The organism is Ideonella flava (assembly GCF_051857595.1).
In the GTDB taxonomy this organism is placed as follows: domain Bacteria; phylum Pseudomonadota; class Gammaproteobacteria; order Burkholderiales; family Burkholderiaceae_C; genus Ideonella.
Map to the genome: position 1 here is coordinate 353,962 of NZ_JBPZHD010000005.1, position 21,162 is coordinate 375,123.

General features: G+C 65.4%; 23 protein-coding genes and 1 pseudogene. 4 read left to right on the plus strand and 20 right to left on the minus strand.

The window, feature by feature from the left end; genetic code table 11:
* Window positions 1–16: 16 nt before the first annotated feature.
* The 4 genes from ACS5PM_RS13165 (at window position 17) to ACS5PM_RS13180 (ending at window position 1,902) form a co-directional block, all read left to right on the plus strand.
* The gene (locus ACS5PM_RS13165) at window positions 17–469 is read left to right on the plus strand and encodes a MaoC family dehydratase (RefSeq protein WP_439388086.1); all 453 of its coding nucleotides are present in this window, start codon (window positions 17–19) and stop codon (window positions 467–469) included.
* Window positions 470–483: 14 nt separating this feature from the next.
* Entirely contained in the window at window positions 484–840 is a 357-nt protein-coding gene (locus tag ACS5PM_RS13170) for a flavin reductase family protein (protein ID WP_439388087.1), read from the plus strand.
* A gap of 30 nt (window positions 841–870) precedes the next feature.
* A complete protein-coding gene (locus tag ACS5PM_RS13175) occupies window positions 871–1,152 on the plus strand; it encodes an alpha/beta hydrolase family protein (protein WP_439388088.1) in 282 nt (93 codons plus the stop codon).
* Between the two features lie 111 nt (window positions 1,153–1,263).
* A complete protein-coding gene (locus tag ACS5PM_RS13180) occupies window positions 1,264–1,902 on the plus strand; it encodes a hypothetical protein (protein ID WP_439388212.1) in 639 nt (212 codons plus the stop codon).
* Here ACS5PM_RS13180 and ACS5PM_RS13185 read toward each other — a convergent pair.
* The 20 genes and pseudogenes from ACS5PM_RS13185 to ACS5PM_RS13280 form a co-directional block, all read right to left on the minus strand.
* Window positions 1,874–1,960 (minus strand): annotated as a pseudogene (locus ACS5PM_RS13185) (IS6 family transposase); the annotation flags it as partial. The gene ACS5PM_RS13180 and the pseudogene ACS5PM_RS13185 sit on opposite strands and share 29 nt — an antisense overlap.
* A gap of 84 nt (window positions 1,961–2,044) precedes the next feature.
* Window positions 2,045–4,045, minus strand: coding sequence for a LamG-like jellyroll fold domain-containing protein (locus ACS5PM_RS13190; RefSeq protein WP_439388089.1), 2,001 nt, complete (start codon window positions 4,043–4,045; stop codon window positions 2,045–2,047).
* Window positions 4,046–4,916: 871 nt separating this feature from the next.
* Entirely contained in the window at window positions 4,917–6,119 is a 1,203-nt protein-coding gene (pcaF, locus tag ACS5PM_RS13195) for a 3-oxoadipyl-CoA thiolase (protein WP_439388090.1), read from the minus strand.
* A 4-nt stretch (window positions 6,120–6,123) separates the two neighbouring features.
* Window positions 6,124–6,783, minus strand: coding sequence for a 3-oxoacid CoA-transferase subunit B (locus tag ACS5PM_RS13200; protein WP_439388091.1), 660 nt, complete (start codon window positions 6,781–6,783; stop codon window positions 6,124–6,126).
* Window positions 6,784–6,794: 11 nt separating this feature from the next.
* Complete coding sequence (locus ACS5PM_RS13205) at window positions 6,795–7,496, minus strand: 3-oxoacid CoA-transferase subunit A (RefSeq protein ID WP_439388092.1); 702 nt, start codon at window positions 7,494–7,496, stop codon at window positions 6,795–6,797.
* A 22-nt stretch (window positions 7,497–7,518) separates the two neighbouring features.
* Entirely contained in the window at window positions 7,519–8,349 is an 831-nt protein-coding gene (locus ACS5PM_RS13210) for an intradiol ring-cleavage dioxygenase (RefSeq protein ID WP_439388093.1), read from the minus strand.
* Window positions 8,346–8,690 carry a Dabb family protein gene (locus ACS5PM_RS13215; protein ID WP_439388213.1) on the minus strand — a complete coding sequence of 115 codons (345 nt, stop codon included), beginning with the start codon at window positions 8,688–8,690 and terminating at the stop codon, window positions 8,346–8,348. Before ACS5PM_RS13215 ends, ACS5PM_RS13210 begins: the two co-directional genes overlap by 4 nt.
* Window positions 8,690–9,694: a branched-chain amino acid ABC transporter permease gene (locus ACS5PM_RS13220; RefSeq protein ID WP_439388094.1), complete on the minus strand. Its 1,005-nt coding sequence runs from the start codon at window positions 9,692–9,694 to the stop codon at window positions 8,690–8,692. The genes ACS5PM_RS13215 and ACS5PM_RS13220 overlap by 1 nt, the downstream gene beginning before the upstream one ends.
* A 1-nt stretch (window position 9,695) precedes the next feature.
* A complete protein-coding gene (locus ACS5PM_RS13225) occupies window positions 9,696–10,556 on the minus strand; it encodes a branched-chain amino acid ABC transporter permease (protein WP_439388095.1) in 861 nt (286 codons plus the stop codon).
* The gene (locus ACS5PM_RS13230; protein WP_439388096.1) at window positions 10,553–11,281 is read right to left on the minus strand and encodes an ABC transporter ATP-binding protein; all 729 of its coding nucleotides are present in this window, start codon (window positions 11,279–11,281) and stop codon (window positions 10,553–10,555) included. The genes ACS5PM_RS13225 and ACS5PM_RS13230 overlap by 4 nt, the downstream gene beginning before the upstream one ends.
* Window positions 11,278–11,997 (minus strand): ABC transporter ATP-binding protein, encoded by a 720-nt coding sequence (locus ACS5PM_RS13235; RefSeq protein WP_439388097.1) that lies wholly within the window; start codon window positions 11,995–11,997, stop codon window positions 11,278–11,280. Before ACS5PM_RS13235 ends, ACS5PM_RS13230 begins: the two co-directional genes overlap by 4 nt.
* A gap of 17 nt (window positions 11,998–12,014) precedes the next feature.
* Window positions 12,015–13,268 carry an ABC transporter substrate-binding protein gene (locus ACS5PM_RS13240; RefSeq protein WP_439388098.1) on the minus strand — a complete coding sequence of 418 codons (1,254 nt, stop codon included), beginning with the start codon at window positions 13,266–13,268 and terminating at the stop codon, window positions 12,015–12,017.
* A gap of 36 nt (window positions 13,269–13,304) precedes the next feature.
* A complete protein-coding gene (locus tag ACS5PM_RS13245; protein WP_439388099.1) occupies window positions 13,305–14,366 on the minus strand; it encodes a maleylacetate reductase in 1,062 nt (353 codons plus the stop codon).
* A gap of 62 nt (window positions 14,367–14,428) precedes the next feature.
* Window positions 14,429–15,895, minus strand: coding sequence for an aldehyde dehydrogenase family protein (locus ACS5PM_RS13250; protein WP_439388214.1), 1,467 nt, complete (start codon window positions 15,893–15,895; stop codon window positions 14,429–14,431).
* A 151-nt stretch (window positions 15,896–16,046) separates the two neighbouring features.
* Entirely contained in the window at window positions 16,047–17,054 is a 1,008-nt protein-coding gene (locus tag ACS5PM_RS13255) for a hydroxyquinol 1,2-dioxygenase (RefSeq protein ID WP_439388100.1), read from the minus strand.
* A gap of 35 nt (window positions 17,055–17,089) precedes the next feature.
* Window positions 17,090–17,599, minus strand: coding sequence for a cupin domain-containing protein (locus tag ACS5PM_RS13260; RefSeq protein ID WP_439388101.1), 510 nt, complete (start codon window positions 17,597–17,599; stop codon window positions 17,090–17,092).
* A 136-nt stretch (window positions 17,600–17,735) separates the two neighbouring features.
* Window positions 17,736–18,683, minus strand: a complete 948-nt coding sequence (locus ACS5PM_RS13265) for a LysR family transcriptional regulator (protein WP_439388102.1) — start codon at window positions 18,681–18,683, stop codon at window positions 17,736–17,738.
* Between the two features lie 139 nt (window positions 18,684–18,822).
* Window positions 18,823–19,605, minus strand: a complete 783-nt coding sequence (locus ACS5PM_RS13270) for a c-type cytochrome (RefSeq protein WP_439388103.1) — start codon at window positions 19,603–19,605, stop codon at window positions 18,823–18,825.
* Window positions 19,606–19,828: 223 nt separating this feature from the next.
* Window positions 19,829–20,806 (minus strand): glutathione S-transferase family protein, encoded by a 978-nt coding sequence (locus ACS5PM_RS13275; RefSeq protein WP_439388104.1) that lies wholly within the window; start codon window positions 20,804–20,806, stop codon window positions 19,829–19,831.
* Window positions 20,803–21,141 carry a thioredoxin family protein gene (locus ACS5PM_RS13280; RefSeq protein ID WP_439388105.1) on the minus strand — a complete coding sequence of 113 codons (339 nt, stop codon included), beginning with the start codon at window positions 21,139–21,141 and terminating at the stop codon, window positions 20,803–20,805. Before ACS5PM_RS13280 ends, ACS5PM_RS13275 begins: the two co-directional genes overlap by 4 nt.
* Window positions 21,142–21,162 lie beyond the last annotated feature (21 nt).

Genomic DNA, 21,162 nt, shown 5'->3' on the forward strand with positions numbered 1-21,162 from the left:
CGCAAAGGACAAGCGAATGGGTCAGCAGCTTCTCTTCTTCGACGACCTGCGTGTCGGCGACACCTTCGCGACCGGCACCTACACGGTGACGGATTGCGAGATCCAGCGCTTCGCGTCGGAGTACGACCCGCAGCCCTTCCACCTCGACGATGCGGCGGCGCGCGGCACGCCGTTCGGTGGCCTGGCCGCCAGCGGGTGGCACACCGCCGCCATCACGATGCGCCTGTTGGTCACCAGCGGGCCGAGCTTGGCCAACGGGATCATAGGAGCCGGCGGACACATCGAATGGAAGGCACCCACCCGCCCGGGCGACCAGCTTCGAGTGGACAGCGAAGTGCTGGAGCTGGTGCCTTCGCGGTCGCGGCCCGATCGGGGCTTGGTCGTGATGCGATCGAACACCTTCAACCAGCGCGGCGACGTCGTGCAGACCCTCACCGCCCGGCTCATGGTCGCGCGCCGAACCAGCTGACCCAGGCCACCGCCATGATCATCGACTCCGCCACGCTGAACCCCGCTTCCGCCTACAAGCTGCTCATCGGCTCGATCCTGCCTCGCGCGATCGCCTGGGTGAGCACCCAGTCGACGGGGGGCGTCGCCAACCTCGCGCCGATCTCGTTCTTCACGGCGGTCGGACGCAAGCCGCCGATGGTGTCGCTGTCGCTGCAGCCCCGCTCGGACGGCACGACGTTGAAAGACACCTTCGTCAACATCCGCGACACCGGCGAGTTCGTCGTCAACATGGCCACGCTGCCGCAGGCGCATGCGCTGAACCGCTCCGCCTTCGAGTTCCCGTCGGAAGTCGATTCCACGGAATGGTCCACCTCGGGCGCGACGCGCTGACCGCTTCTTCCCTCTGACCCGGAGATCTCCATGGCGGCGGTCCATCGGCCGCAAGGCCCTGCCCTTGTCTTCATTCATGGCTTCCTGGACGGTGCGGCCGCCTGGCAGGCCGCTGCACCCACGCCTCTGCTCATGGTCGTGGCAACGCACGACACGATCACCCTGACCGACCTCGAACTCGCCGCCTACGAGAAAGCGCTGCAGCCGAAGCGGCTGGTGACGATCGAGGGCGGCCACTTTGCACCGTACCTGTCCAAGTTCGACGCGGCGAGCACGGCCGCGATCGAGTGGTTCGAGCAGCAGCTGGCCTGACCGGCCGCCAGATCAAGGAAATCTCCCATGTCCCACCTCACCGTCTCGATCGACAGCCACGTCGCCACCATCACCCTCGACCGGCCGCCACAGAATCGCCTGGACGACCAGATGATCGAAGAGCTGGACGCGGCTGTCACCGCGATCGAGCGCGGTCAGACACGCGCCGTCCTGGTGCACGCCGAAGGGGAAGACTTCTGCCTGGGGGGAGACATCATGGCGTGGCCGGGCGCCGACGTGCGCGAGCTTCGCTGCCGGTTCTGCAAGTGGCGCAAGGCCCAACCCGTGCGTACGCTGCCCACAAGGCGCTGCTGCGCGCCTGCGCGCCTGGGCGCTGGGCGGCGCGGCCTCGGCCGACCAGGCGATGCTCGACATCGCGATGCCCCTGTTCGAGACACGCGACGTCGAGCGTGGCCTGCATTCTGCGGTGGAGGCGCTGAAGGCCGGCAAGCAGAGGCCAGTCTTGGCCTTCGAAGGACGCTAGCCGCGCTGCAGGACGATCACTCTGACAAGCTGTCACTCAGCGCCTCGGCTTGTCGCAGCGCACGTGGGTGCCTTGGTGCGACGGATCGATGCCCTTTATCGGCAGCTGCGTGCGCCAAGCGCAGGCGCAGGCCGGTGGATCTTCAGGACGGTCAGGGCGTAGCGCTGCGAAGCGCCGTCCAGCGCCTTCTCGAATGTTCGCCACAGCGGCGACCAACGCTCGCGACTGCGCGGTGCGCCCCATCATCGGCCGCGTTCGCCGCTTGATTGCTCGGTGGTCCTGCTCGACCAGGTTGTCGACGTACCTCGACTGGCGCAGCTCGATGACCAGACCGGTGCGGCCACCAGTGCCATGCCGCACCCTGTGGGGCAATGCCCCGGGGCGGTGCTCCGTCCCGGTTCGCGGCGGTCAGGACGCCGCCATGGCGGCCACCTGCGACGCCGTCAGCGCGCCGCGATAGATCCTGAAGTCCTGGACGAGCCCGTTGAACGTGGGATCGTTCGGCCACTGCGACTTCCCGATCCAGTTCTGCGTCGTGTGGCGCAGCTGGAATGGGTTGATGAACACATCGCCGTTGCTGCCCACCGCGACTCCGTTGACGAAGAGCGTGAGCGTCGTCCCGGACAGCGTGACGGCGACATGCGTCCATTGGCCGCGGGGAAGCTCCTGACGGCCATCGATGCGAAAGAACGGGCCGTTTTGGGTCAGCGTGCACTCGAAGCGGACGACACCATTGCCTCCGCGAGGCGTGAGAAACATGTAGTGGTTGCGGTCGGCACCGAGGTCGAAGATGCGCTCCCACGTCTGGCCGCCAGTCCAATTGACCCAGGCCGTGATGCTGAAGTCGGCCACGTCGGACAGGATATCGGCCGGCAGCGCGGCACAGGCGCCACCTCCAGCCAGCTGCAATGCGCTCCCTCCCGAGCGACCCGTTCCCCATCCGGCGCCGCCGATCAGCTGGACCCTGTTGCCGTTGCTGTTGCCGTCGCGTGCCGACGTACCCTGGCCTTCGTCGAAGGGCCAACGAGCCTGCAGGTACGTGCCCGCCATGCCCATGGCCTCGTTCGAGCGGGCCGACTCGCCGGAGGGCGTCTGCGCGGTCACCACGTAGTAGTAAATGCCCGGGGCGGGGCTGGCGTCCGTCCAGGTGCGCAGTTCCGAGATGCCGGTTGCCACGACGGTGTACGGGCCGCCCGCTTGGGTCGCCCGCTTGACCGTGTAGCTGCTGGCATAGGCGGTACCCCACCAGGACAGCACGATGTCGCTGCCGCTGGTCAGCGCGACCAGCCCGCTGGGTGGCGAGCCGGCGGCGATCGGGTCGCGGCTGAAGGTCAACGTGCCGAGACCCGGCTGATCCTGGGCGCCCCCGCCTGCCCGGAAGGCGGGCCCGGGTTCGGGAGCGACCTTCTTCGCGAACATCTCGGAAAACGGCGCGGCAAGCCCTCGCCTGTTCACGTAGTGGTTGTAGATCTGCGCCCATGCAGCGCGGGCCGCTCCCTGGCCGCCGGTGGCGAACCCGGTGGTGTTTTGATAAGTGACGAACGGTACCTCGTAGAAGTTGGATCCGCTCTCGATGAGATTGCCCTTGGCCACGTATTCGCACGCCGACAGCACGCGGTTGTTGTCATACCCGTAGAGGTCGATGCCCTGGTTCCAGGCCATTTCGCACAGCAGGCTCGCCAGGGCCACGCTGAGCGAGTTGTGGCCCTGGTCGCGTCCGGACTCCTGCGTCTGGCCCATGAAGCCGGGATGCAGGTAGTAGGTCATCATGTTGATGGCGCCATTGCCCAAGCCGGACTTGAAATAGTCGATCACGGCATCGACGATCTTCTGGTTGTCGCAAAGAACCCCGGTTGCCAGCGATGCCGCCATGGCGCACAGGCCCCAATTGGAGAAAACGGACACCGAGTCGTTGATCGCCCAGGGCGTATCGCCGACCCCACCGCCGTTCATGGGCTGGAACACGTTGAGCATCATGGCCTGGAAGGCAGTGAAGTCCGTGGCGCTCAGGCCGGCGTAGCCGCGCATCAGTTCCCCCACGTTGGCGAACTGGTAGCCTTGAAGGCCCGCGACGAGGTACCCGTCGTAGGCGCCGTTCTGGACGGCGATTTCGGTGAGCGTGGATGACCAGGCATTCATGATGCGCACTGCGCAGTCGGCCGCGGCGGTGTCGCCGGTGATCTTCCAGACCAATGCGTTCTGGTAGGCCGCCGTGACGTCCCATTGCAGGTATTGGGCGTTGTCGCTGAAGCCCGGCTGATGGGCGTAGATGATCGGCCGGGGCTCGGGCTTCCAGTCCGGGTTGGCATAGGCGCTCGCCTGCAGTACCTCCCAGCCGTCGATCCACGGCGCCTCCTTGGCCGCCACCTTCGCCTTCATGCGATCGAAGTCGGCCTCGGTGTGCAGCAAGCCGGGATGGACGAATCCTTCGGGCGGCGTGGAGCCCCCCGGAGAACCCGGGCCGCCGTCGCCGGCGCCCGTGCCACTGCTCGGGCCGCCGCACCCCGCGAGGCCTATCGAACCCAAGCCCAGGATGAAGTGACGGCGCGAAGTCAGGCCTTGTCGCGGGCCACCCACGTCTGACGGTTCCAGGAGAAGGACCTGTGGGGCAAGCTTCAGGCTGAACTTCATGATGAGGCGATCCTTGTTCGTTGTGCCAATCGTTCAAATTCGGGAGCGCATGGCTCCAGCCGTCTGAACCCGGCTGAACATGCGTTCTGGATGGACGTGGCGTGCCACTTGCCACCTCGTTCGACGTGGCCGTCCGATCCCGCGCCAACCGGCAACTCCATCTCTCAATGCGTTCGCGTCTAACGCGCGAGATTCGAGGGAGGAAGCCGGCTGCTGGACAGCATAGGTCGCAACCGGGCGGTGGCCTGGGCAGTGCCAGGGCAACCGTCTGTAAGGTCCCTCGGAACTGCGAAAAACTTGTCGTTTGGCAGAGCCGGCTGCGCGGGCCCCTTCTACTTGCGGCGCGCCCGCGGGCTCGCCGCGTCGCAGACCTTGGCGGCTCTGTTCGGCCTGAACCGGGGCCAAGTCGAATCGCTGCCGGCACAGGAAGACAGCCAACGCCGGAACGTTGAGGCGACCCACCTGACCTTGAGCTCGAACCTGGTCGTCGCGGCCATCGCCGAAGCCAGCTTACGTGCGCAGATCGAGGCGATGTGGCGCTTGATCACGATCCAGGCCGACCTGCAGCGCTACCGGCAACTGCAGGGAGCGATGCTCGTCGTACAGGACCTGAAGCTGCTTGCTCATTTGCCCATGCACTCCTCTGGCTCTAGGCACGCTCCAACACGACGGCAATTCCCTGCCCAACTCCGATGCACATCGTGCAAAGCGCAAAGCGCCCCCCCGAGCGGTGCAGTTGATTGACCGCCGTCGTGACCAACCGCGCACCGCTGGCGCCCAACGGGTGGCCGAGCGCGATGGCACCACCGTTCGGGTTCACTCGAGGATCGTCGTCTTGCAATCCAAGATCCCTCAGAACGGCGAGCCCCTGCGAAGCGAAGGCCTCGTTCAGCTCGATGACGTCGATCTGATCGAGCGTCAAGCCGGTCAGTTGCAGGACCTTGCGGGTTGCTGGCGCGGGACCGAAACCCATGATTCGGGGCGGAACACCCGCCGTCGCCATTCCGACCACGCGCGCGCGTGGCGTCAGGCCATGCCTTGCAGCGGCCGACTCGCTGGCAAGCAAGAGCGCGCAGGCGCCATCGTTGACCCCTGAGGCGTTCCCGGCGGTCACGGTTCCGTCGGGGCGCACCACCCCCTTGAGCCTCGCCAGCGCATCCAGGCTGGTTTCGCGCGGATGCTCATCCTTGGCGACAACAATCGGTTCGCCCTTCTTCTGAGCAATCGAAACGGGCGTGATCTCGGCATCGAAGAAGCCCGCCTTCTGTGCGGCGACTGCCTTGAGTTGACTGGCCAAGGCCATCCGATCCTGAGCGTCGCGTTCGATACGGAAATCAGCGGCCACGTTCTCTGCCGTTTCCGGCATCGAGTCGACGCCATACATTTCCTTCATCGCCCGGTTGACGAAGCGCCAACCGATCGTCGTGTCATAGACCGCATTGCTGCGGCTGAAGGCCGATTCGGCCTTCGGCATCACGAAGGGCGCCCGGCTCATGCTCTCGACGCCACCGGCAATCATCACATCCGCCTCACCGGACCGAATGGCCCGTGCAGCCGTGCCGACGGCGTCCATCCCGGAGCCGCAGAGACGATTGACTGTCGACCCGGGTACCTCGATCGGCAGCCCGGCCAGCAGTGCAGACATGCGGGCCACATTGCGGTTGTCTTCACCGGCCTGATTGGCACAACCGAAGATCACGTCGGCCACAGCATGCCAATCGACCTTGGCGTTCCGCGCCACGAGCGCCCTGAGCGGCACCGCCCCCAGATCGTCCGCCCGAACCGAGGACAACGCACCACCGTACCGCCCGAACGGCGTCCGGACGGCATCACAGATGAAGGCTTGAGTCATCGGATCACGCGTGGGTGGGTTTGGCGATGGGCAGGCCGATCAGCGACTCGAGTTCGGTCATCGAAAGGCCTTCAACGAGATCGATGAGAACCAGGCCTTGCGAGGTGCATGCCAGCGTGCACAGATCGGAATAGATGCGCTTGACGCAGCCGATGCCGGTCAGCGGGTAGCTGCAGCGTTCGACGATCTTGCTCTGGCCCTGCTTGGTCAGCAGATCCATCATCACCCAGGTCTGCTTCGCGCCGATGGCCAGGTCCATGGCTCCACCGACGGCAGGAATGGCCCCGGCTTCGCCAGTGCTCCAGTTGGCCAAGTCACCGGTGGCAGAAACCTGAAATGCGCCCAGCACACAGATGTCGAGGTGGCCTCCGCGCATCATGGCGAAGCTGTCGGCGTGGTGGAAGTACGCTCCACCTGCAAGCAGCGTCACGGGTTGCTTGCCGGCATTGATGAGGTCATAGTCTTCATCGCCTTGCGCCGGAGCCGGCCCCATGCCAAGGATGCCGTTCTCGCTGTGGAGCACGACCTCCATGCCCACGGGGATGTGGTTGGCGACCAGCGTGGGCATGCCGATGCCGAGATTGACGTAGGCGCCGTCGTGGATGTCCTGGGCGACGCGGCGTGCAAGTGCATCCTTGCTGCGGCGTGTGTAGTTGCTGCTCATGTCGGTTCCTTTCAGGCGGCCTGCTTGAAGCCGCCGGCTTGCGTTGCAACGCGGTCAACGCGGACCACATGAGTCACATGGATGCCCGGCGTCACGATCGCCTCCGGATCCAGCGCACCCAACTCGACAATCTCATGCACTGTGGCCACGGTCCGCCGCGCCGCCGTGGCCATCACGGGCCCGAAGTTGCGCGCCGCCTTCCGGTAGACGAGATTGCCCCATCGGTCACCCGTCTCGGCCTTGATCAACGCCAGATCGCCGTGGATCGGCATTTCGAGTACGTAGGATCGGCCATTGATCTGTCTCGTTTCCTTGCCGGCAGCCAACTCGGTCCCGAAGCCGGTGGGCGTGAAGAAGGCACCAATGCCGGCACCCGCCGCGCGAAGGCGCTCCGCGAGGTTGCCCTGCGGCACGAGTTCAAGCTCGATGCTCCCGGCGCGGAAGAGGCCGTCGAACACATGCGAGTCGGCCTGCCGCGGGAAGCTGCAGACGATCTTGCGCACCCGGCCCGTCTTCAACAGGCGAGCAAGGCCCGCATCGCCGTTTCCGGCGTTGTTGTTCACGACGGTGAGTTCGCGAGCGCCCTGATCGATGAGCCCATCGATCAGCTCGTTCGGGATCCCGGCCGTGCCGAACCCCCCGATCAGGATGGTGGCCCCGTCAGCCGTTCCAGCCAGGGCATCGGCCACGGAAGAAGCAATCTTGTCGATCATGGTGGTGCAGGTGGAATGATTTTCAGGAGGTGCGATGGAGCACGAAGTCGAACTGCAGTTCGTGCTGACCTTCGCCGGTCGCCGGCCAGTCCGCCACCAGCGATGGACGAACGCCGAAGACGGGATCGGAGGCCAGGTGCGGATCGCCGGTGCGGAAGACGTGCGTGATCAGGGTCTCGTAGCCCGGTGCCTGAATGCGGAAGTGCAGGTGCGCCGGGCGCCAGGGTGAACGGCGGGTCGTTCGCAGCAAATCACCGACCGGCCCGTCCGTCGGAATCGGATAGGGCACCGGCACCACGGAGCGGAACCAGAAGGCGCCATGCGCGTCGGTCGTCAGCACGCCGCGGCCCTGCGCACGCTGCAACTCCGGCCGCTGGACGTCATACAGCCCGTCGTCGTCCGACTGCCAAACATCGACGGTGGCGCCAGCCACTTCCTGACCGTTTGCCGCGCAAACCGTGCCGCGCACGAGGCACGGGGTGCCGTGCGCCCCACTGGCAACGTCACCGCCGTTCGGCACCTGCGGTGCACCTTCGACGTGGAAGGGGCCGAACACCGTGGACTCGGTGCATCCCGTCGGCCGTTCGCTCTGCACCGCCACCACTTGCATCGAGGCGCCGAGCACATCGCTGAGCAGAATGAACTCCTGCCGCCGGTCGTCGCACTTCTGGCCCACGGCCGTCAGGAACGCGATGCCCTTGATCCACTCCTGCTCGGTCAAGCGAGTCTCGCGGATGAAGCCATGCAGGTGGCGCACCAGCGACCCCAGGATCTCGCGCAGGCGCGGGTCAGGGGTGTCTCCGAAGCGTTCGACGACCTGTTGGACCAGCGTGTCTGAACCGGCTGCACTCATGTTTCACCTCCTGGCGCCTGGGTGCCGATCACCGGACTGGCGCGTTCGAAATCCAACTGGCTGCGGGCACTGCGAAGCGGCGCGACGACGGCCTTGAGAGCCAGATGCGCAGGATGCGTCTGATAGGCATCCAGAGCCGCACGGCTTTGGAAGACCATCACGGCTCCGACGTCCCAGGCATCGCTGGCATCGATGACATTGCGTCCGACGTCGAGGGACGCCAGGCCGGGCACCAGCCCTCGGGTCACCTCGACGGCGGCAACGATGGTGTCGGCCTGCCGACGTCGCTCCGTGGCCGACGTGCCGTTGAGGCGCCAGCTGACGACATGGACAATTTCCATCACGGGGTTACCTTGAGGTGCCGCGACGTGGGAAACAGCGTCCAGCCCCACCGCTGCTGAGCCCAGCCCCAGAGTCCTTGCTTGAAGAAGATCGTCACCACGATGGCGAGCAGCCCCAGACCCAGCAGGTACCAGGTGCCGTAGTCGCTGAACAGCTTGTTCAAGGCCCAGAAGATCAGCGCGCCGACGATCGGGCCCTCGATGCGGCCGATGCCACCGATCACGACCATGAAGATCGCAAACGCCGTCCAGTTGACACTGAAGGCGGCATCCGGACTGATGCGCAGGTTGCCGACGAAGTACAGCGCTCCCGCGAGACCCGCGCCCAGCGCCGCCACGACGTAGACCGCGAGCTTCATGCGCTGCACCGGGATGCCTTGGGTTTCGGCCGCCACCTCGTTGTCGCGGATGGCGAGGAGCGCAAGCCCCTGCTTGCTGCGAAGGAACAGGTACACCAGTGCGACGGACGCGACGACACACACCAGCGCCGTCCAGAAGGTCACGCTTTCACGAGTGGCCTTGTCGATGCCCCGAAGTGCGGTGAGGCTGGTGCCTGATCCACCGCCCACGAACGTGGCATTGGCAAAGCTGAGGCGGAAGACCTCGGAGATGACCCAGGTCCCGATCGCAAAGTAGCCACCCTGCAAGCGGAAGGCCACTCGAGAGACCGGCACGGCCACCAAGCCCGTGGCGAGTGCGGCCAGCGGTATGGCAAGGAACGGGTTCAGGCCGACGAAATTGCCCAGGATGAGCATCACATAGCCGCCGAAGCCGAAGAAGGCCTGCTGTCCGATGCTGACCATGCCGCCATAACCGGCCAGCAGGTTCCACATCATCGCGAAGATGAAGTAGCAGGCGATCTCGACGAACTCACGCATCCAGCTCGATTCCGCCCAGAACGGCATGCTGGCAGCGACCACCACCAGTGCACCGCTCACCACCAGCGCCGCGTGGCTCGTCGCGGTCGAACGAACCACGTCAGGGCTCATGCTCTTGGTCTGCATCTCAACCTCGCGTCTTCGGAAACAAACCCTGCGGACGGACCAGCAGGACCGCGAGGAACATCAGGTGACCGAACCAGATGCCCCAGCCGGGGTCGATGCGGAAGCCGATCTGCTGAGTCAGGCCCAGCACCATGGCACCGACGAAGGTGCCCCAGAACGAGCCCATCCCACCGATGATCACGGCCTCGAAGGCAAACAGCAGAAGCAAGGGGCCGTCGGCCGGCGACACCGTGGTTCTCAGCGCCTGGAACAGACCGGCCATCGCGATGACAAGGAAGGCAATGCCCGTCGCCAGCGCGTAGACCTTGCGCGAGTCGAGGCCCATCAGCTCGGCGATCTCCCGATCATCGGACACAGCCCGGAAAGCGCGACCCAGAGAGGTTCGCTGGAACAACTGCTGAAGTCCCAGCGTGGACGCAACGGCCACGGCAAAGATCAACAAGGGCAGCGTGCCGATGGACAGGCTCTCGCCGAGTTGCAGGCTCTGCAGGTTGAGCCCGCCGGAATCCAGCGATCGAGGATCGGCAGAGAACATCTCCAGCAGTGCGTTCTGGATGACGATCGAGAGGCCGAAGGTCACCACGAGCGACGGCAGAGGGTCCTTGCCCAGCGTGCCATTCAGCACCCAACGCTGCACGGCGTAGCCAAACGCGAAGGACAGCGGCAGCATCAGCAGGGTCACGCTGAACGGCGACCAGGCAAGTGCCGACGTCGCAGCGATGGCGCCGAAGGCCGTCAGGATGATGAAGTCGCCCTGCGCCGTGTTGGTCAGGCGCATCACGCCGAACATCAGCGACAAGCCCAGTGCAAAGAGACAGTAGAGCCCGCCGAGGAGCAGACCTTGCACAATGATCTCGATCATGCGTGTGCCCCTTCGGCCGCAGGCGCTTCCAGCCCGAAGTAGGCCTGCGAGATCTGTTCGCGCGACAGGGCGTTGCTCGCCCCTTCGAGCGACACCCGTCCTTCCTGGAAGCAGTAGATGCGCCGGGACACACGCTGCGCCACCATCACATCCTGCTCGACGATGATCACGCTCATGCCCTCACCCGTGATGGTCGGCATCGCGTCGTAGATCTCCTTGATCACGATCGGCGCCAGGCCCAGGCTCAGTTCGTCGCACAGGAGGACGCGCGGGTTGCCCATCAGTGCACGGCCGATGGCGACCATCTGCTGTTGGCCGCCCGACAACGCCGTCCCCGGATTGCGCTTCTTCTGCTCCAGGATCGGAAACATCCTGTAGAGGCGTTCGAGCGTCCAGGGCCCCTTGCGACCGGCAAATGCGCCCATGAGCAGGTTTTCTTCCACGCTCAGCGAAGGAAAGAGACGCCTGCCCTCCGGGACCATGGCCAACCCCAGCTTGACGATCTGGCCAGGCGGCATTCCTCCGATCGGACGGCCGTCGAAGCGAACTGCGTCGCCCGGGACTTTCACCAGACCCGTCAGGCTTTTCAGGAAGGTGCTCTTGCCGGCGCCGTTGGCGCCGATCACCGCGACCAGTTCGCCTTCATCCAGCCGGAAGTCGATGCCGAAGAGGGCCTGCGCATCGCCATAGAAGGCCTGGAGGCCGTGAGTCGTGACGATGCTCATGCCTCCATCCCCATGTAGACGCGACGCACCTGCGGGTCGTTCATCACTGCGCGTGGCTCGCCTTCGGCCAGCTGTTGGCCGAAGTTGATGACGAACAGGCGGTCGGCGATCGAAAAGAGCGCGTGAACCACGTGCTCGATCCAGATCATCGTCACCCCTCGGGCCTTGATGCGCCGTAGTTCATCGACCAGTTCATTGGCCTCGTGCTCGGTCAGCCCGCCCGCGATCTCGTCAAGCAGCAGCAGCTTCGGGCGGGTTGCCAGCGCGCGAGCCAGTTCGAGCCGTTTGCGGTTGAGCAGGGTCAGGCCTCCGGCCGGACGATTGGCCTGGGCAAGCAAGCCGGTCTGCTGCAGCACCTCGTGGGCGGTTGCCCAGGCCTCGCGCTCGGACTCCTGCGCGCCAAAGCAGGCAGCAGTCACGAGGTTCTCGAACACCGTCATGTTGCCGAACGGCTGCGGCACCTGGTAGCTGCGCCCGATGCCCGAGTGACATCGCTGGTGAGGTTTGAGCGTGGTGACATCGCGGCCCCCATACTCAACCCGCCCCTGGTCGGCCCGAACGTCCCCGGAAATCAGGTTGAACAGCGTTGTCTTTCCGGCGCCGTTGGGTCCCAGAATGCCCAGCGTTTCACCCTCGTTGACCGCCAGCGAGATCTTGTCGGTCACCTTCAAGGCGCCGTATGACTTGCTGACGTCGTGCAGCACGAGCAGTGGCATGACGGTCTTCCGGTTGCTCAGATCAGCTTGAGGGTGCCGCCGGTGGGGATGTTCGGCGCAGCCTCGTTGTTGACGATCACGAGGTCCACCTTGTTCTTCGTGCCCTTGACCCACTGACCCAGCACCAGCGGCGTCTTGCTGACGTTCTTCATCGGGCCGGCGCCGCCCCACTTCACGGGGCCGACCACGGTGCTGATGGTGGTGGCGGCCACGGCATCTCGCACATCACCCGCCTTCAGCGATTTCGCGCGCTTGAGCGCGTCGGCGGCGACTTCGAACAGGGCATGGGCGAAGCCGATCGGCTGCGTCCACTGCTTCTTGGCACCGGTCTCGTAGGCCTCCGCCAGGGCCTTGGCACTCTGCTTGGTCAACGACGAGGTGAACGGGTGGGACGGGCTCCACCACACTTCGGTCGTCAGGCCGTGGCCGAGGTCGCCCAGCGCCTCGATGGCCCCCGGGAACAGGAGCGCCTTGCCCAGCGTGACCACCTTGGGCTTGAAGCCCTGCTGGCGCGCCTGGGTCAGGAAGGTCTTCGCGTCTGGCGGGATGACGACACCGGTGACGATCTCGACGCCGTCGCGCTTGAAGGCCGCGATCTGCGCGCTGAAGTCCTGCGTCCCGTTCTGGAAGCGGCCAGGGTCCGTCAGCGAGTAGCCCATGCCGGCCAGCGGCTTCGGGAAGCCGAGTTCCTTGTCACCCCAGGCATTACCGTCACCATCGTTGGGGAACAGGCCGCCCACCTTCTTGTTCGTCGAAACGCTCTTCCACCCGTTCGTGAAGTTGCCGATGACGTCTTCCAGGCCCCAGAACAGGTGGTAGGTGTACGCAAAGCCCTTGGCCGGATCGCCCTTGCGGCCGAAGAACCACGGCTGCCAGGGGACGACGGAGCTGATGCACGGCACTTCGTTGAGCTCGCAGGCGTCGCTCACGGGGTTGGCCGTTTCCGGGGTGCCTGCCGTCAGCACCAGGGCGACCTTGTCCTTCAGGATCAGGTCGTTGGCCACCTCGCCTGCGCGATTGGGGTTCGACTGGCTGTCCTTCAAGAGGATCTGCACGTCGTACTTCTTGCCGCCCACGGTGAGGCCGTCCTTGAAGGCCGCCTTCATCTGGTCGATCACCCACTTGTCGGCCTCGCCGAAAGGCGCCAGCGGGCCGGTCTGAGGCGACACGTAGCCAATCTTCAGAGTGTCGGCGGCGAAAGCACGCGGGATGGCAGCAGTCGCTGCAATGGCGGCGGTGCTCTGTACGAACGTGCGACGGCTCAAGCTCATGAAAGTCTCCTTGGTCGTTGTGGGCAGTAACGCGGTTCAGGCGTCGGGGGGTACGCCGTCGTAGGCACGCTGAAGCAGCGCGCGGAGCGCGCCCCGCTCCAATGGGCGCGGATTGGGGTACGGTGTGCTGGCGGCAAGATCCGCTGCGCGATCAAGCCCGTCGGCGGGCATTCCGATCGACTGGAGAGAAGTGGGTGCACCGTGCGACTTGGCCAGATCGAACACCGCGCGGGCGGCGTTGACGCCGCCAAGCGCCCGGGCCACCCGGGCCATGGCCTCCGACGCGGCACTGGCGTTGTAGGCGAGCGCATGCGGCAGGATGACCGTGTGGACCTCGGCATGCGGCAGGTTGAAGCTGCCACCCAGCGTGTGACACAGCTTGTGGTGCAGCCCCATGGCCACGCTGCCCAGGACCGTCCCGCACAGCCAGGCGCCATACAAGGCATCGCTGCGCGCAGACAGGTCGCGCGGATCTGCATTGAGGGGCCGCAGGGCTGCCGCACTGGCGCGAATGCCCTCCTCGGCCATCAGCGCGACGACGGGATTGCCGTCGTGGGCATAGATGCCCTCCGCGGCGTGGGCAATGGCGTTCAGCGCACTCGTGACGGTCATCGCGTACGGCAGCGTGAGCGTGAGTTGCGGGTCGTAGATCACCGTTCTTGGCAGCACCCGGGCGTCACGCCCCGTCTTCTTGACACCCGCCTCGGTGATGCCCCAGACGGGCGTCATCTCGCTGCCTGCGTAGGTGGTCGGAATGGCAAGAATGGGCAAAGCGCTCTCAAGTGCGATGGCCTTGCCAAGACCGGTGGTCGAGCCACCACCGATGGCCACCGCGCAATCGGCGCCCAGGCGCGCTGCCTCTTCACGCGCTGCGCGCGCGGTTTCGATCGGCACATGCATGACCGCCTTGGCGAAGATGCCGGCGGCACGCCCTCCGAGAAGGCTCGCCACCCGCTCCGCGGATTCGGCTTGTTCCGGTGTCGACAAGACCAGCGCCCGGCGCGCGCCGAGACGCTCGATCTCTTCGCCCAGTTGCTCCAGGGAGCCCGGACCGAACACCACTCGTGAAGGCGTTGCTTGGTAGACGAACGGTGCCATCACATCACTCCAGCGAGAGTTCTCGTTCGGTGACGAGGCGTCGCCACTTCGTAGTCCCACCCTCAGCGCGGGTACCAAGGCGGGATCTGCGCATCGACGTTCACCCACACGCTCTTGACCTGCGTGTACTCGCGCATGGCGTCGAATCCCATCTCGCGCCCGTAGCCGCTTTGGCCCACGCCGCCGAACGGCGAGCCGGGGTTCACGCGCTTGTACGAGTTGATCCACACCATGCCGGCGTGCATGTCACGCGCGAGCTTGTGGGCTCGCTGCAGGTTGCTCGTCCACAGACCGGACCCGAGTCCGTAGTCGGTACCGTTGGCGATCTCGAGGGCCTGGGCATCGTCCTTGAAAGTGAGCACCGTCACGAAGGGGCCGAAGACCTCCTCCTGCGCCACCCGATCTCGCCAGGTCTTCGCCTGGACGATCGTGGGTTCGACGTAGCAGCCGCGGGCCAGAGCGGCATCGCTCGGCGCCTTGCCGCCGGAGAGGATCTCGCCGCCTTCCTCGCGCGCCACGCCGGCATAGGCCAGCACTCGGTCGCGATGCTGTGCGCTCGTCAGCGGGCCCATCTCGGTCGCCGCGTCGAGCGGATTTCCCAGACGGATGCTGCGCGCCAGTGTCGTGAACTTCTCGAGGAACTCGTCGGAGATGCGTTCATGCAGCATCAGGCGGCTGCCGGCGATGCAGGCCTGACCCTGGTTGTGGAAGATCGCCCACGCGCTGCCGTTGACGGCAGCCACGAGATTCGCATCGTCGAAGACGATGTTCGGGCCCTTGCCGCCGAGTTCCAGTTGCACCTTCTTCAAGTTGCCGGCGCTGGCCTGCACGATGCGCTTGCCGGTGGCGGTACTGCCGGTGAAGGCCACCTTGGCGATGCCGGGATGCTCGGCGATGTACTGCCCCGCCACGTGGCCGAGACCCGGCAGGATGTTCACGACGCCCTTGGGCATGCCGGCCTCGGCCATGAGTTCGGCGATCTTCAGGCTGGTGAGCGGCGTGATCTCGGCCGGCTTCATGACGATGGTGTTGCCGGCGGCGAGCGCGGGCGCCATCTTCCAGCTCGTGAACATCAGCGGGAAGTTCCACGGCACCACCTGGCCCACCACGCCCAGCGGTTCCCGCAGCGTGTAGTTCAGGAAGCCGGCTTCGACGGGAATGGTTTCGCCCTGGAACTTGTCGGCCATGCCGCCGAAGTAGCGGTAGCACGCGGCCGTTCGGGGCACGTCGAGCGCGCGGCTGTCCTTGATGGGGTGACCGGTATCGAGGGACTCCAGGCGGGCCAGCTCTTCGGCATTCGCTTCAATCAGATCGGCCAGCTTCAGCAGGATGCGGCCACGGTCCGCCGCTGCCGTGCGACTCCAGGCGGGGAAGGCACGCTGAGCCGCCTGTACCGCGAGATCGACATCGGCGTGGCCCGCCATCGCGACGTTGGCAATGGGCGTGTTGTCGTGCGGGTTCAGCGTCGGGAGGGTCTCGCCGGAAAGGGCGTCGACGAACTGGCCGTCGATGAAGAGCTGGTGGCGGATGGGCGTACGCAGCCCCGCCGCTGCCTGAATGTCCGCGAGATTCATGGATTGCTCCAAAACGTCAGGGTGAGCGCTGCCCGGCATGCGACCGGGGTGCCGGTGCACGCGTGCAGCGCAAGGGAACAGCGGCGGCAAGCGCCGCCGCGGGGATTCAGAACTGGACGGGAACCTCGGGCGCCTCACCCTTCTGGATCTCGTAGACCAGGTTCGGGCTGCCGTTCTCCCAGACCAGCAGCATGCTGCGCTTCGGGCTGTAGCCCTGGTGGCGGCAGTAGGCCGGCATGGCGGCCATGTCACCCGCCTTCATGATCACGCGGGCGAGCGGCTTGCCGCTTTCCTTGTGCGCGCAGTCCCAGTGGATCTCGTCGCACATCTGGAAGAACCATTCGACGCGGTCGTTGCCGTGCACGATCGGCAGGATGTGCTCCTCGGTCGTCGGGCACATGTAGCTGTGCTTGACGACACTGGTGAAGCTCGGGTTCCAGGTGACCTGGCTGCGGCTGAGGAAGGCGAACAGGTTGAACGCGTGCACCTCGTTCTCGAAGCCGGGCTCGGGATGCAGTTCGGGCTGGTCCTGCGGCACGTCGGCGAAGGCGCGGTTGATCGGCGCGCCGCGTGCGTCGGTGCGCAGGTCGAGGTCGCCCTTCAGGCCGACGCAGCGCGTCGCCAGTTCGCGCGCCCGCGTGATCGCGGCGACGTTGTTGCCACGCTTGCGGCCGTAGGGCGACCCGGTTTCCTGGGGCGCGGCGAAGGGGTCGAAGCCTTCGTTGGTCCAGTCGTCGAGCATGGCCTTGAAGGTCTCGCCGATCTGCTCGGTCGGGAAGTTCTCGAGGCGGTCGACACCGGCTTCCTTCATCGTCGCGTTGTAGCTGCCGGCGAAGAAATCGACCGTCTTGTAGTGGTTCACGGTGCCGATGACGTGGTCGAAGTTGACCCAGCCGTAGAAGAAGCCCCAGGCCACGTCGCGCATCAGCGCGCGCAGGTAGTTGCCGGCGTCCATCGTGTGGCTGAGCGGGCGGTCGTCGCGGGTCGTCCACTCGATATGGGCGAAGTATTCGTCGCGGCGGAACTTGAAACTGCCCAGCGTGAAGGTCTTGTAGCCCAGCGTCGCATCGGGCTGAGATGCGATCACCTTGGCGAGGTCGGCGGGTGCGTTCATGGTGGAAGCTCTCGAAGTCAGGAGGATGGGATGGCTCAGGCGGTCTGGCAGATCTCTGCCCAGCGCTCGACGGACACGTCGCCCTTGCAGGTCTGGATGACCACGACACCGGGCTTGGCGCTGCGGAACTGGTAGGCCGAGTTCTTCGGCAACATGCCCTGGTGCCCACGGCGCAGGTTCATCCAGCCCATCTTCTTGCCCTTGGGCTCACCCTTCACCAGCACCGCACCGTCGTGCTCCACATCCGGAACGATCTGCTCGCCGGCCAGTTGCACGAGGTGGATCTCGACTTCGCCGTCCATCACGAGGGCGAATTCGTCGTGGGCACAGGTGTACCAAGGCGACGTGCCCTCGGCTCGCGCGCACTCCAGGACATAGATCTGGTTCTGCCCGAACACGACGCGCTCGTACGGCTTGGACTTCGAGGCGATCTCGAAGCAGTTGCTGAAAGCGTAGTGGCGGACGTTGTCGTCGATGGCCTGGACCTGGCCTTTCTCGAAGCGGTCCAGCGACCCGAACTTGGTCTCGTAGGCAACCGTGCTCATGCGTGTCTCCTTGGGCGGGCATCGTTCGCCGGACTTGGCGAATGAAAGGAGTCTAGGCACGCACTCGTGTAGGCGGTAGATCCACAGCCGGGACCTGATTGTTCGGAATCACCGAACAATTGCGAGGGTTTCCCCTCTATTCCACGACCTTTTCGGGGAGCAGGCCGGTGCTCAATAGCGCAGCATCCCAGGGCGGTGTACCGGCGAAGCTTCGCACCAGGCTTTCCAGGAAAAGCTTGAGCTTCAGTGAACTGCGAGCAGCCTGGGGATAGAACACGCTGAGCCAGAACGAGCTCAGCTGATGTTTCGGCAACACCAGCACCAGATCGCCGGCGGCGACCGCTGATGACGCCACCAACGTGGGAAGACAGACGATGCCCGCGTGCTCGAGCGCGTACTCGCGCAGCAGGTGCACGCTGTTGGTCAGCAGTGTCGGCTTGAGGTCCAGTGAGACCGGAGCGCCCTCAGGCGGATGGAAGACCACACGCTCTCGCGTCGGGTAGCCCGAGTACCAACCCAGCCGGTGTCGCAGCAGGTCGTCTGGTGCGCGAGGAACTCCGTGCCGGCGAAGGTACGTGGGGGACGCGCAGAACACCCGTCGCACAGGGAAGAGCTTGCGCGAGACGAGTTCCTCGGATCGCGGCGGGAAGATCTGCAGTGCGCAGTCGAATCCCTCCTTCACGGGATCCACCGCGGCGTCGTTGACGACGATATCGAGCACGATCTGCGGATACCGCGCCTGGAACTCCTGCAGCAGAGTGGCGAGATGCCCGAGCACGAAGCCTGGAAGGGCGTGAACACGCAGCCGCCCCGCAGGCGAGGTGGTCACCTCACGCATCTGGTTCACAACTTCATCGGTACGGCCGACAAGTTCGGAACATTCGTGGAGAAACGTCTGACCGAGTTCGGACAGGCGCACGCTTCGAGTGTTGCGAACGAAGAGTGGCGCCCCGACAAATGCTTCCAGTTGCTGCACCCGCTCGGTGACGGCCGAGCGGCTGATGCGCATCTGCCGGGCAGCCTCGGCGAAACTGCGTGTCTCGGCCACGCGCACGAACGCCTCAATGACGGTAAAGCGGTCCATAGGTACCCGAATTCTGCGGCAGGCGCATCGCGCTTCGGACTTTCGCCGACAGCTTTCACCGAGCATTGGAATGTGGGCGTCGCCAGCCGCCCTCGGCAGCACCGCAAACCCTCCACTGCCATTTCAACGTTACAGGCCACTAGTGACCGGACACGCCGGAAGGCAGGCTGGAGAACCAGCGCACAACGGCCTCCAGATCGTCCGCTGCAATCGTCGGCTCGCCTTGAGCTTTCGCCGCGACCGACTGCATCACCGCGTGCCGGCGTGTGCCGCTGGCGTAGCCGAGGAATGCTGCCTTGAGGTACGGGTGGTGCTGCCCAGCCAGGCGAGGGATGTCCTCCGCCGCAGGCGGTCTCGACGAGTCGCCATGACACGCGACACATTGAGCGGCCGACGACGGCATGGAAACAGTGGCATTGGTTCGCGGCGTGGCCGGAGGCGCCGACGCGAAGTAGCGCACCACCTCGGCGCGCTCGTCGGCGCTGAGACCAGCGGCCACCCCCCGCATGAAGAAGTGATCCCGTTGGCGGCGCGCGTAGGCCAGGATGGCGTTCTCCAGATACCTGGGCTGCTGGGCACCCAGCAGCGGGATGATTTGCGCGTCTGCGGTTGCCTGCTGCTCGGAGGTCTGGGTGTGGCAATTCACGCAAAGCTGCGCAGACGGAGGCGGCACGCGATCCACGGACTGGGCGCTCGATGGGCCGGCGAACAGGGAGAACACGCTGAACGCCAGGCTCAGGACTTTGGGGTTCACTTTGCTCGTTCCAATGGGGCTGATACAGGTGTTGCGCATGGCAGTTCGCGCACCGTCGCTCAGTCGCGCCAGGCCGGCCCCTCCACTCGGTCGGTTTCGCCGGGAATCGCCGGAAACCGCCGCCCCCTCAGGCGCGATCGTCGCGGGGCCCAATTCGTCGAAGAACACGAAGGCTCCGACGGCTCTGAGTTCGAGGGCGAGCAGCACACGCCGGACGCGGAGGCCTGCCGCGAGGTCGGCGATCCGGCCATGCAGGCGAAGCGGTTCGTTCAGGGCGGTCTCAACTTCTGCTCAGCTGGGTGCTGATCGACACCTGGCCCATTGCTGAGCGTGGTGAGAGCGCCTTGTGCGCGATTGAGTCGAGCTTCGATGGTCATGGATCGTCTTTCCGTCACGGGATGGGCTGTGGCCCAGGCGCCGCGGTCAAGGCGGCCAAGACGTCCGGGCCTTGGGGAATCAACCCGGACGGATTGATGTGCTTGTGCGAGCCGTAGTAGTGATGCCGCACGTGATCGAGATCCACAGTGGCCGCTACACCCGGCAGCCGATAGATGCCAGCCATGTACCTCACCAGTACCGGCGACTGGAGAACTGTCCTGCGATTGCACTTGAAGTGCGTGTGATAGACGGTGTCGAAGCGGATCAAGGTGACGAACAGCCGCACGTCTGCCTCGGTCAGCACGTCACCGCAGAGGAACTCCTGGCGGGCGAGGATTGATTCAACGCGATCAAGGGCGGCAAAGAGTCTCTCGATAGCGGAGTCGTGCGCCTTTTGACTGCGCGCGAACCCGCTGCGGTAGACGCCATTGTTGATGTCCGCATAGACCCACGCATTGACTTCGTCGATGGCCGAGCGCAGTCGGGCTGGGTACAGGTCCACCTCGGGGTGGCGTGCCCAAGGCTGAAAGCGGCCATTGAGCATGCGGACGATCTCGGCTGACTCGTTGTTCACGATGGTCCCGAGCCGCTTGTCCCACAGCACCGGCACTGTGACGACGCCGTTGAACAATGGGTCGGCGGCGACATAAGCCTCTCGCAGCAGCGCCCTCTTGCCCACTGTGTCGCCGGTGGCGCCTCGGAAGTCGGCATCGAAGGACCAGCCATGAGCCGTCAGGTGGGGATGTACAACGTCGACGCTGACCACTTGCTCCAGGCCCTTGAGGGCACGCACGATCAAGGTTCGATGGGCCCACGGGCACGCAAGGGACACGTAGAGGTGGTAACGCCCTGGCTCTGCAGGGTGCGCTGCGTCAGGCTCATGACCGATCTCCGCATGAAAGCCCGTCGGCTGGCGCGCGAACGCGCCGTCCGGGTCGATCTGTCGGGTCCAGGTGTTGCCCGACGGCACGTCGTCGTTCGCCACGTTCATTGCCCCTGCGCCGCGACCGCGCCGTCGATGAATCGAGCCAACTGCCCCCCCGACAAGGCACCGCTGTGCACACCCAGCACGCGACCGTTGCTCAGCAGGATGCTGGTCGGAACGGCACGCACCATGAACCTGGCGGCGACTTCGGGGTGGTCGTCGATGTCCATCTTCACGACTGGCAGTTGGCCACTCCTGCTTTGCGCGAAGGCCTCCAGGTGTGGGGCCATGCTCCTGCATGGGCCGCACCACGCCGCCGAGAACTGCAGAAGGATCGGACTCACCGACTCATTGATCAGTTGCTGCAGTTCGGCGGGATCAGGGGTACGAACGGCGTCCATCGTTGCTCTCCTCAGGTGATG

Excerpts from the sequence above, each read along its gene's own strand:
- ACS5PM_RS13165 (WP_439388086.1), top strand. The coding sequence starts at position 17 with ATGGGTCAGCAGCTTCTCTTCTTCGACGACCTGCGTGTCGGCGACACC.
- ACS5PM_RS13170 (WP_439388087.1), top strand. The coding sequence starts at position 484 with ATGATCATCGACTCCGCCACGCTGAACCCCGCTTCCGCCTACAAGCTG.
- ACS5PM_RS13175 (WP_439388088.1), top strand. The coding sequence starts at position 871 with ATGGCGGCGGTCCATCGGCCGCAAGGCCCTGCCCTTGTCTTCATTCAT.
- ACS5PM_RS13180 (WP_439388212.1), top strand. The coding sequence starts at position 1,264 with ATGATCGAAGAGCTGGACGCGGCTGTCACCGCGATCGAGCGCGGTCAG.
- pcaF (WP_439388090.1), bottom strand. The coding sequence starts at position 6,119 with ATGACTCAAGCCTTCATCTGTGATGCCGTCCGGACGCCGTTCGGGCGG.
- ACS5PM_RS13200 (WP_439388091.1), bottom strand. The coding sequence starts at position 6,783 with ATGAGCAGCAACTACACACGCCGCAGCAAGGATGCACTTGCACGCCGC.
- ACS5PM_RS13205 (WP_439388092.1), bottom strand. The coding sequence starts at position 7,496 with ATGATCGACAAGATTGCTTCTTCCGTGGCCGATGCCCTGGCTGGAACG.
- ACS5PM_RS13210 (WP_439388093.1), bottom strand. The coding sequence starts at position 8,349 with ATGAGTGCAGCCGGTTCAGACACGCTGGTCCAACAGGTCGTCGAACGC.
- ACS5PM_RS13215 (WP_439388213.1), bottom strand. The coding sequence starts at position 8,690 with ATGGAAATTGTCCATGTCGTCAGCTGGCGCCTCAACGGCACGTCGGCC.
- ACS5PM_RS13220 (WP_439388094.1), bottom strand. The coding sequence starts at position 9,694 with ATGCAGACCAAGAGCATGAGCCCTGACGTGGTTCGTTCGACCGCGACG.
- ACS5PM_RS13225 (WP_439388095.1), bottom strand. The coding sequence starts at position 10,556 with ATGATCGAGATCATTGTGCAAGGTCTGCTCCTCGGCGGGCTCTACTGT.
- ACS5PM_RS13230 (WP_439388096.1), bottom strand. The coding sequence starts at position 11,281 with ATGAGCATCGTCACGACTCACGGCCTCCAGGCCTTCTATGGCGATGCG.
- ACS5PM_RS13235 (WP_439388097.1), bottom strand. The coding sequence starts at position 11,997 with ATGCCACTGCTCGTGCTGCACGACGTCAGCAAGTCATACGGCGCCTTG.
- ACS5PM_RS13240 (WP_439388098.1), bottom strand. The coding sequence starts at position 13,268 with ATGAGCTTGAGCCGTCGCACGTTCGTACAGAGCACCGCCGCCATTGCA.
- ACS5PM_RS13245 (WP_439388099.1), bottom strand. The coding sequence starts at position 14,366 with ATGGCACCGTTCGTCTACCAAGCAACGCCTTCACGAGTGGTGTTCGGT.
- ACS5PM_RS13255 (WP_439388100.1), bottom strand. The coding sequence starts at position 17,054 with ATGAACGCACCCGCCGACCTCGCCAAGGTGATCGCATCTCAGCCCGAT.
- ACS5PM_RS13260 (WP_439388101.1), bottom strand. The coding sequence starts at position 17,599 with ATGAGCACGGTTGCCTACGAGACCAAGTTCGGGTCGCTGGACCGCTTC.
- ACS5PM_RS13265 (WP_439388102.1), bottom strand. The coding sequence starts at position 18,683 with ATGGACCGCTTTACCGTCATTGAGGCGTTCGTGCGCGTGGCCGAGACA.
- ACS5PM_RS13275 (WP_439388104.1), bottom strand. The coding sequence starts at position 20,806 with ATGAACGTGGCGAACGACGACGTGCCGTCGGGCAACACCTGGACCCGA.
- ACS5PM_RS13280 (WP_439388105.1), bottom strand. The coding sequence starts at position 21,141 with ATGGACGCCGTTCGTACCCCTGATCCCGCCGAACTGCAGCAACTGATC.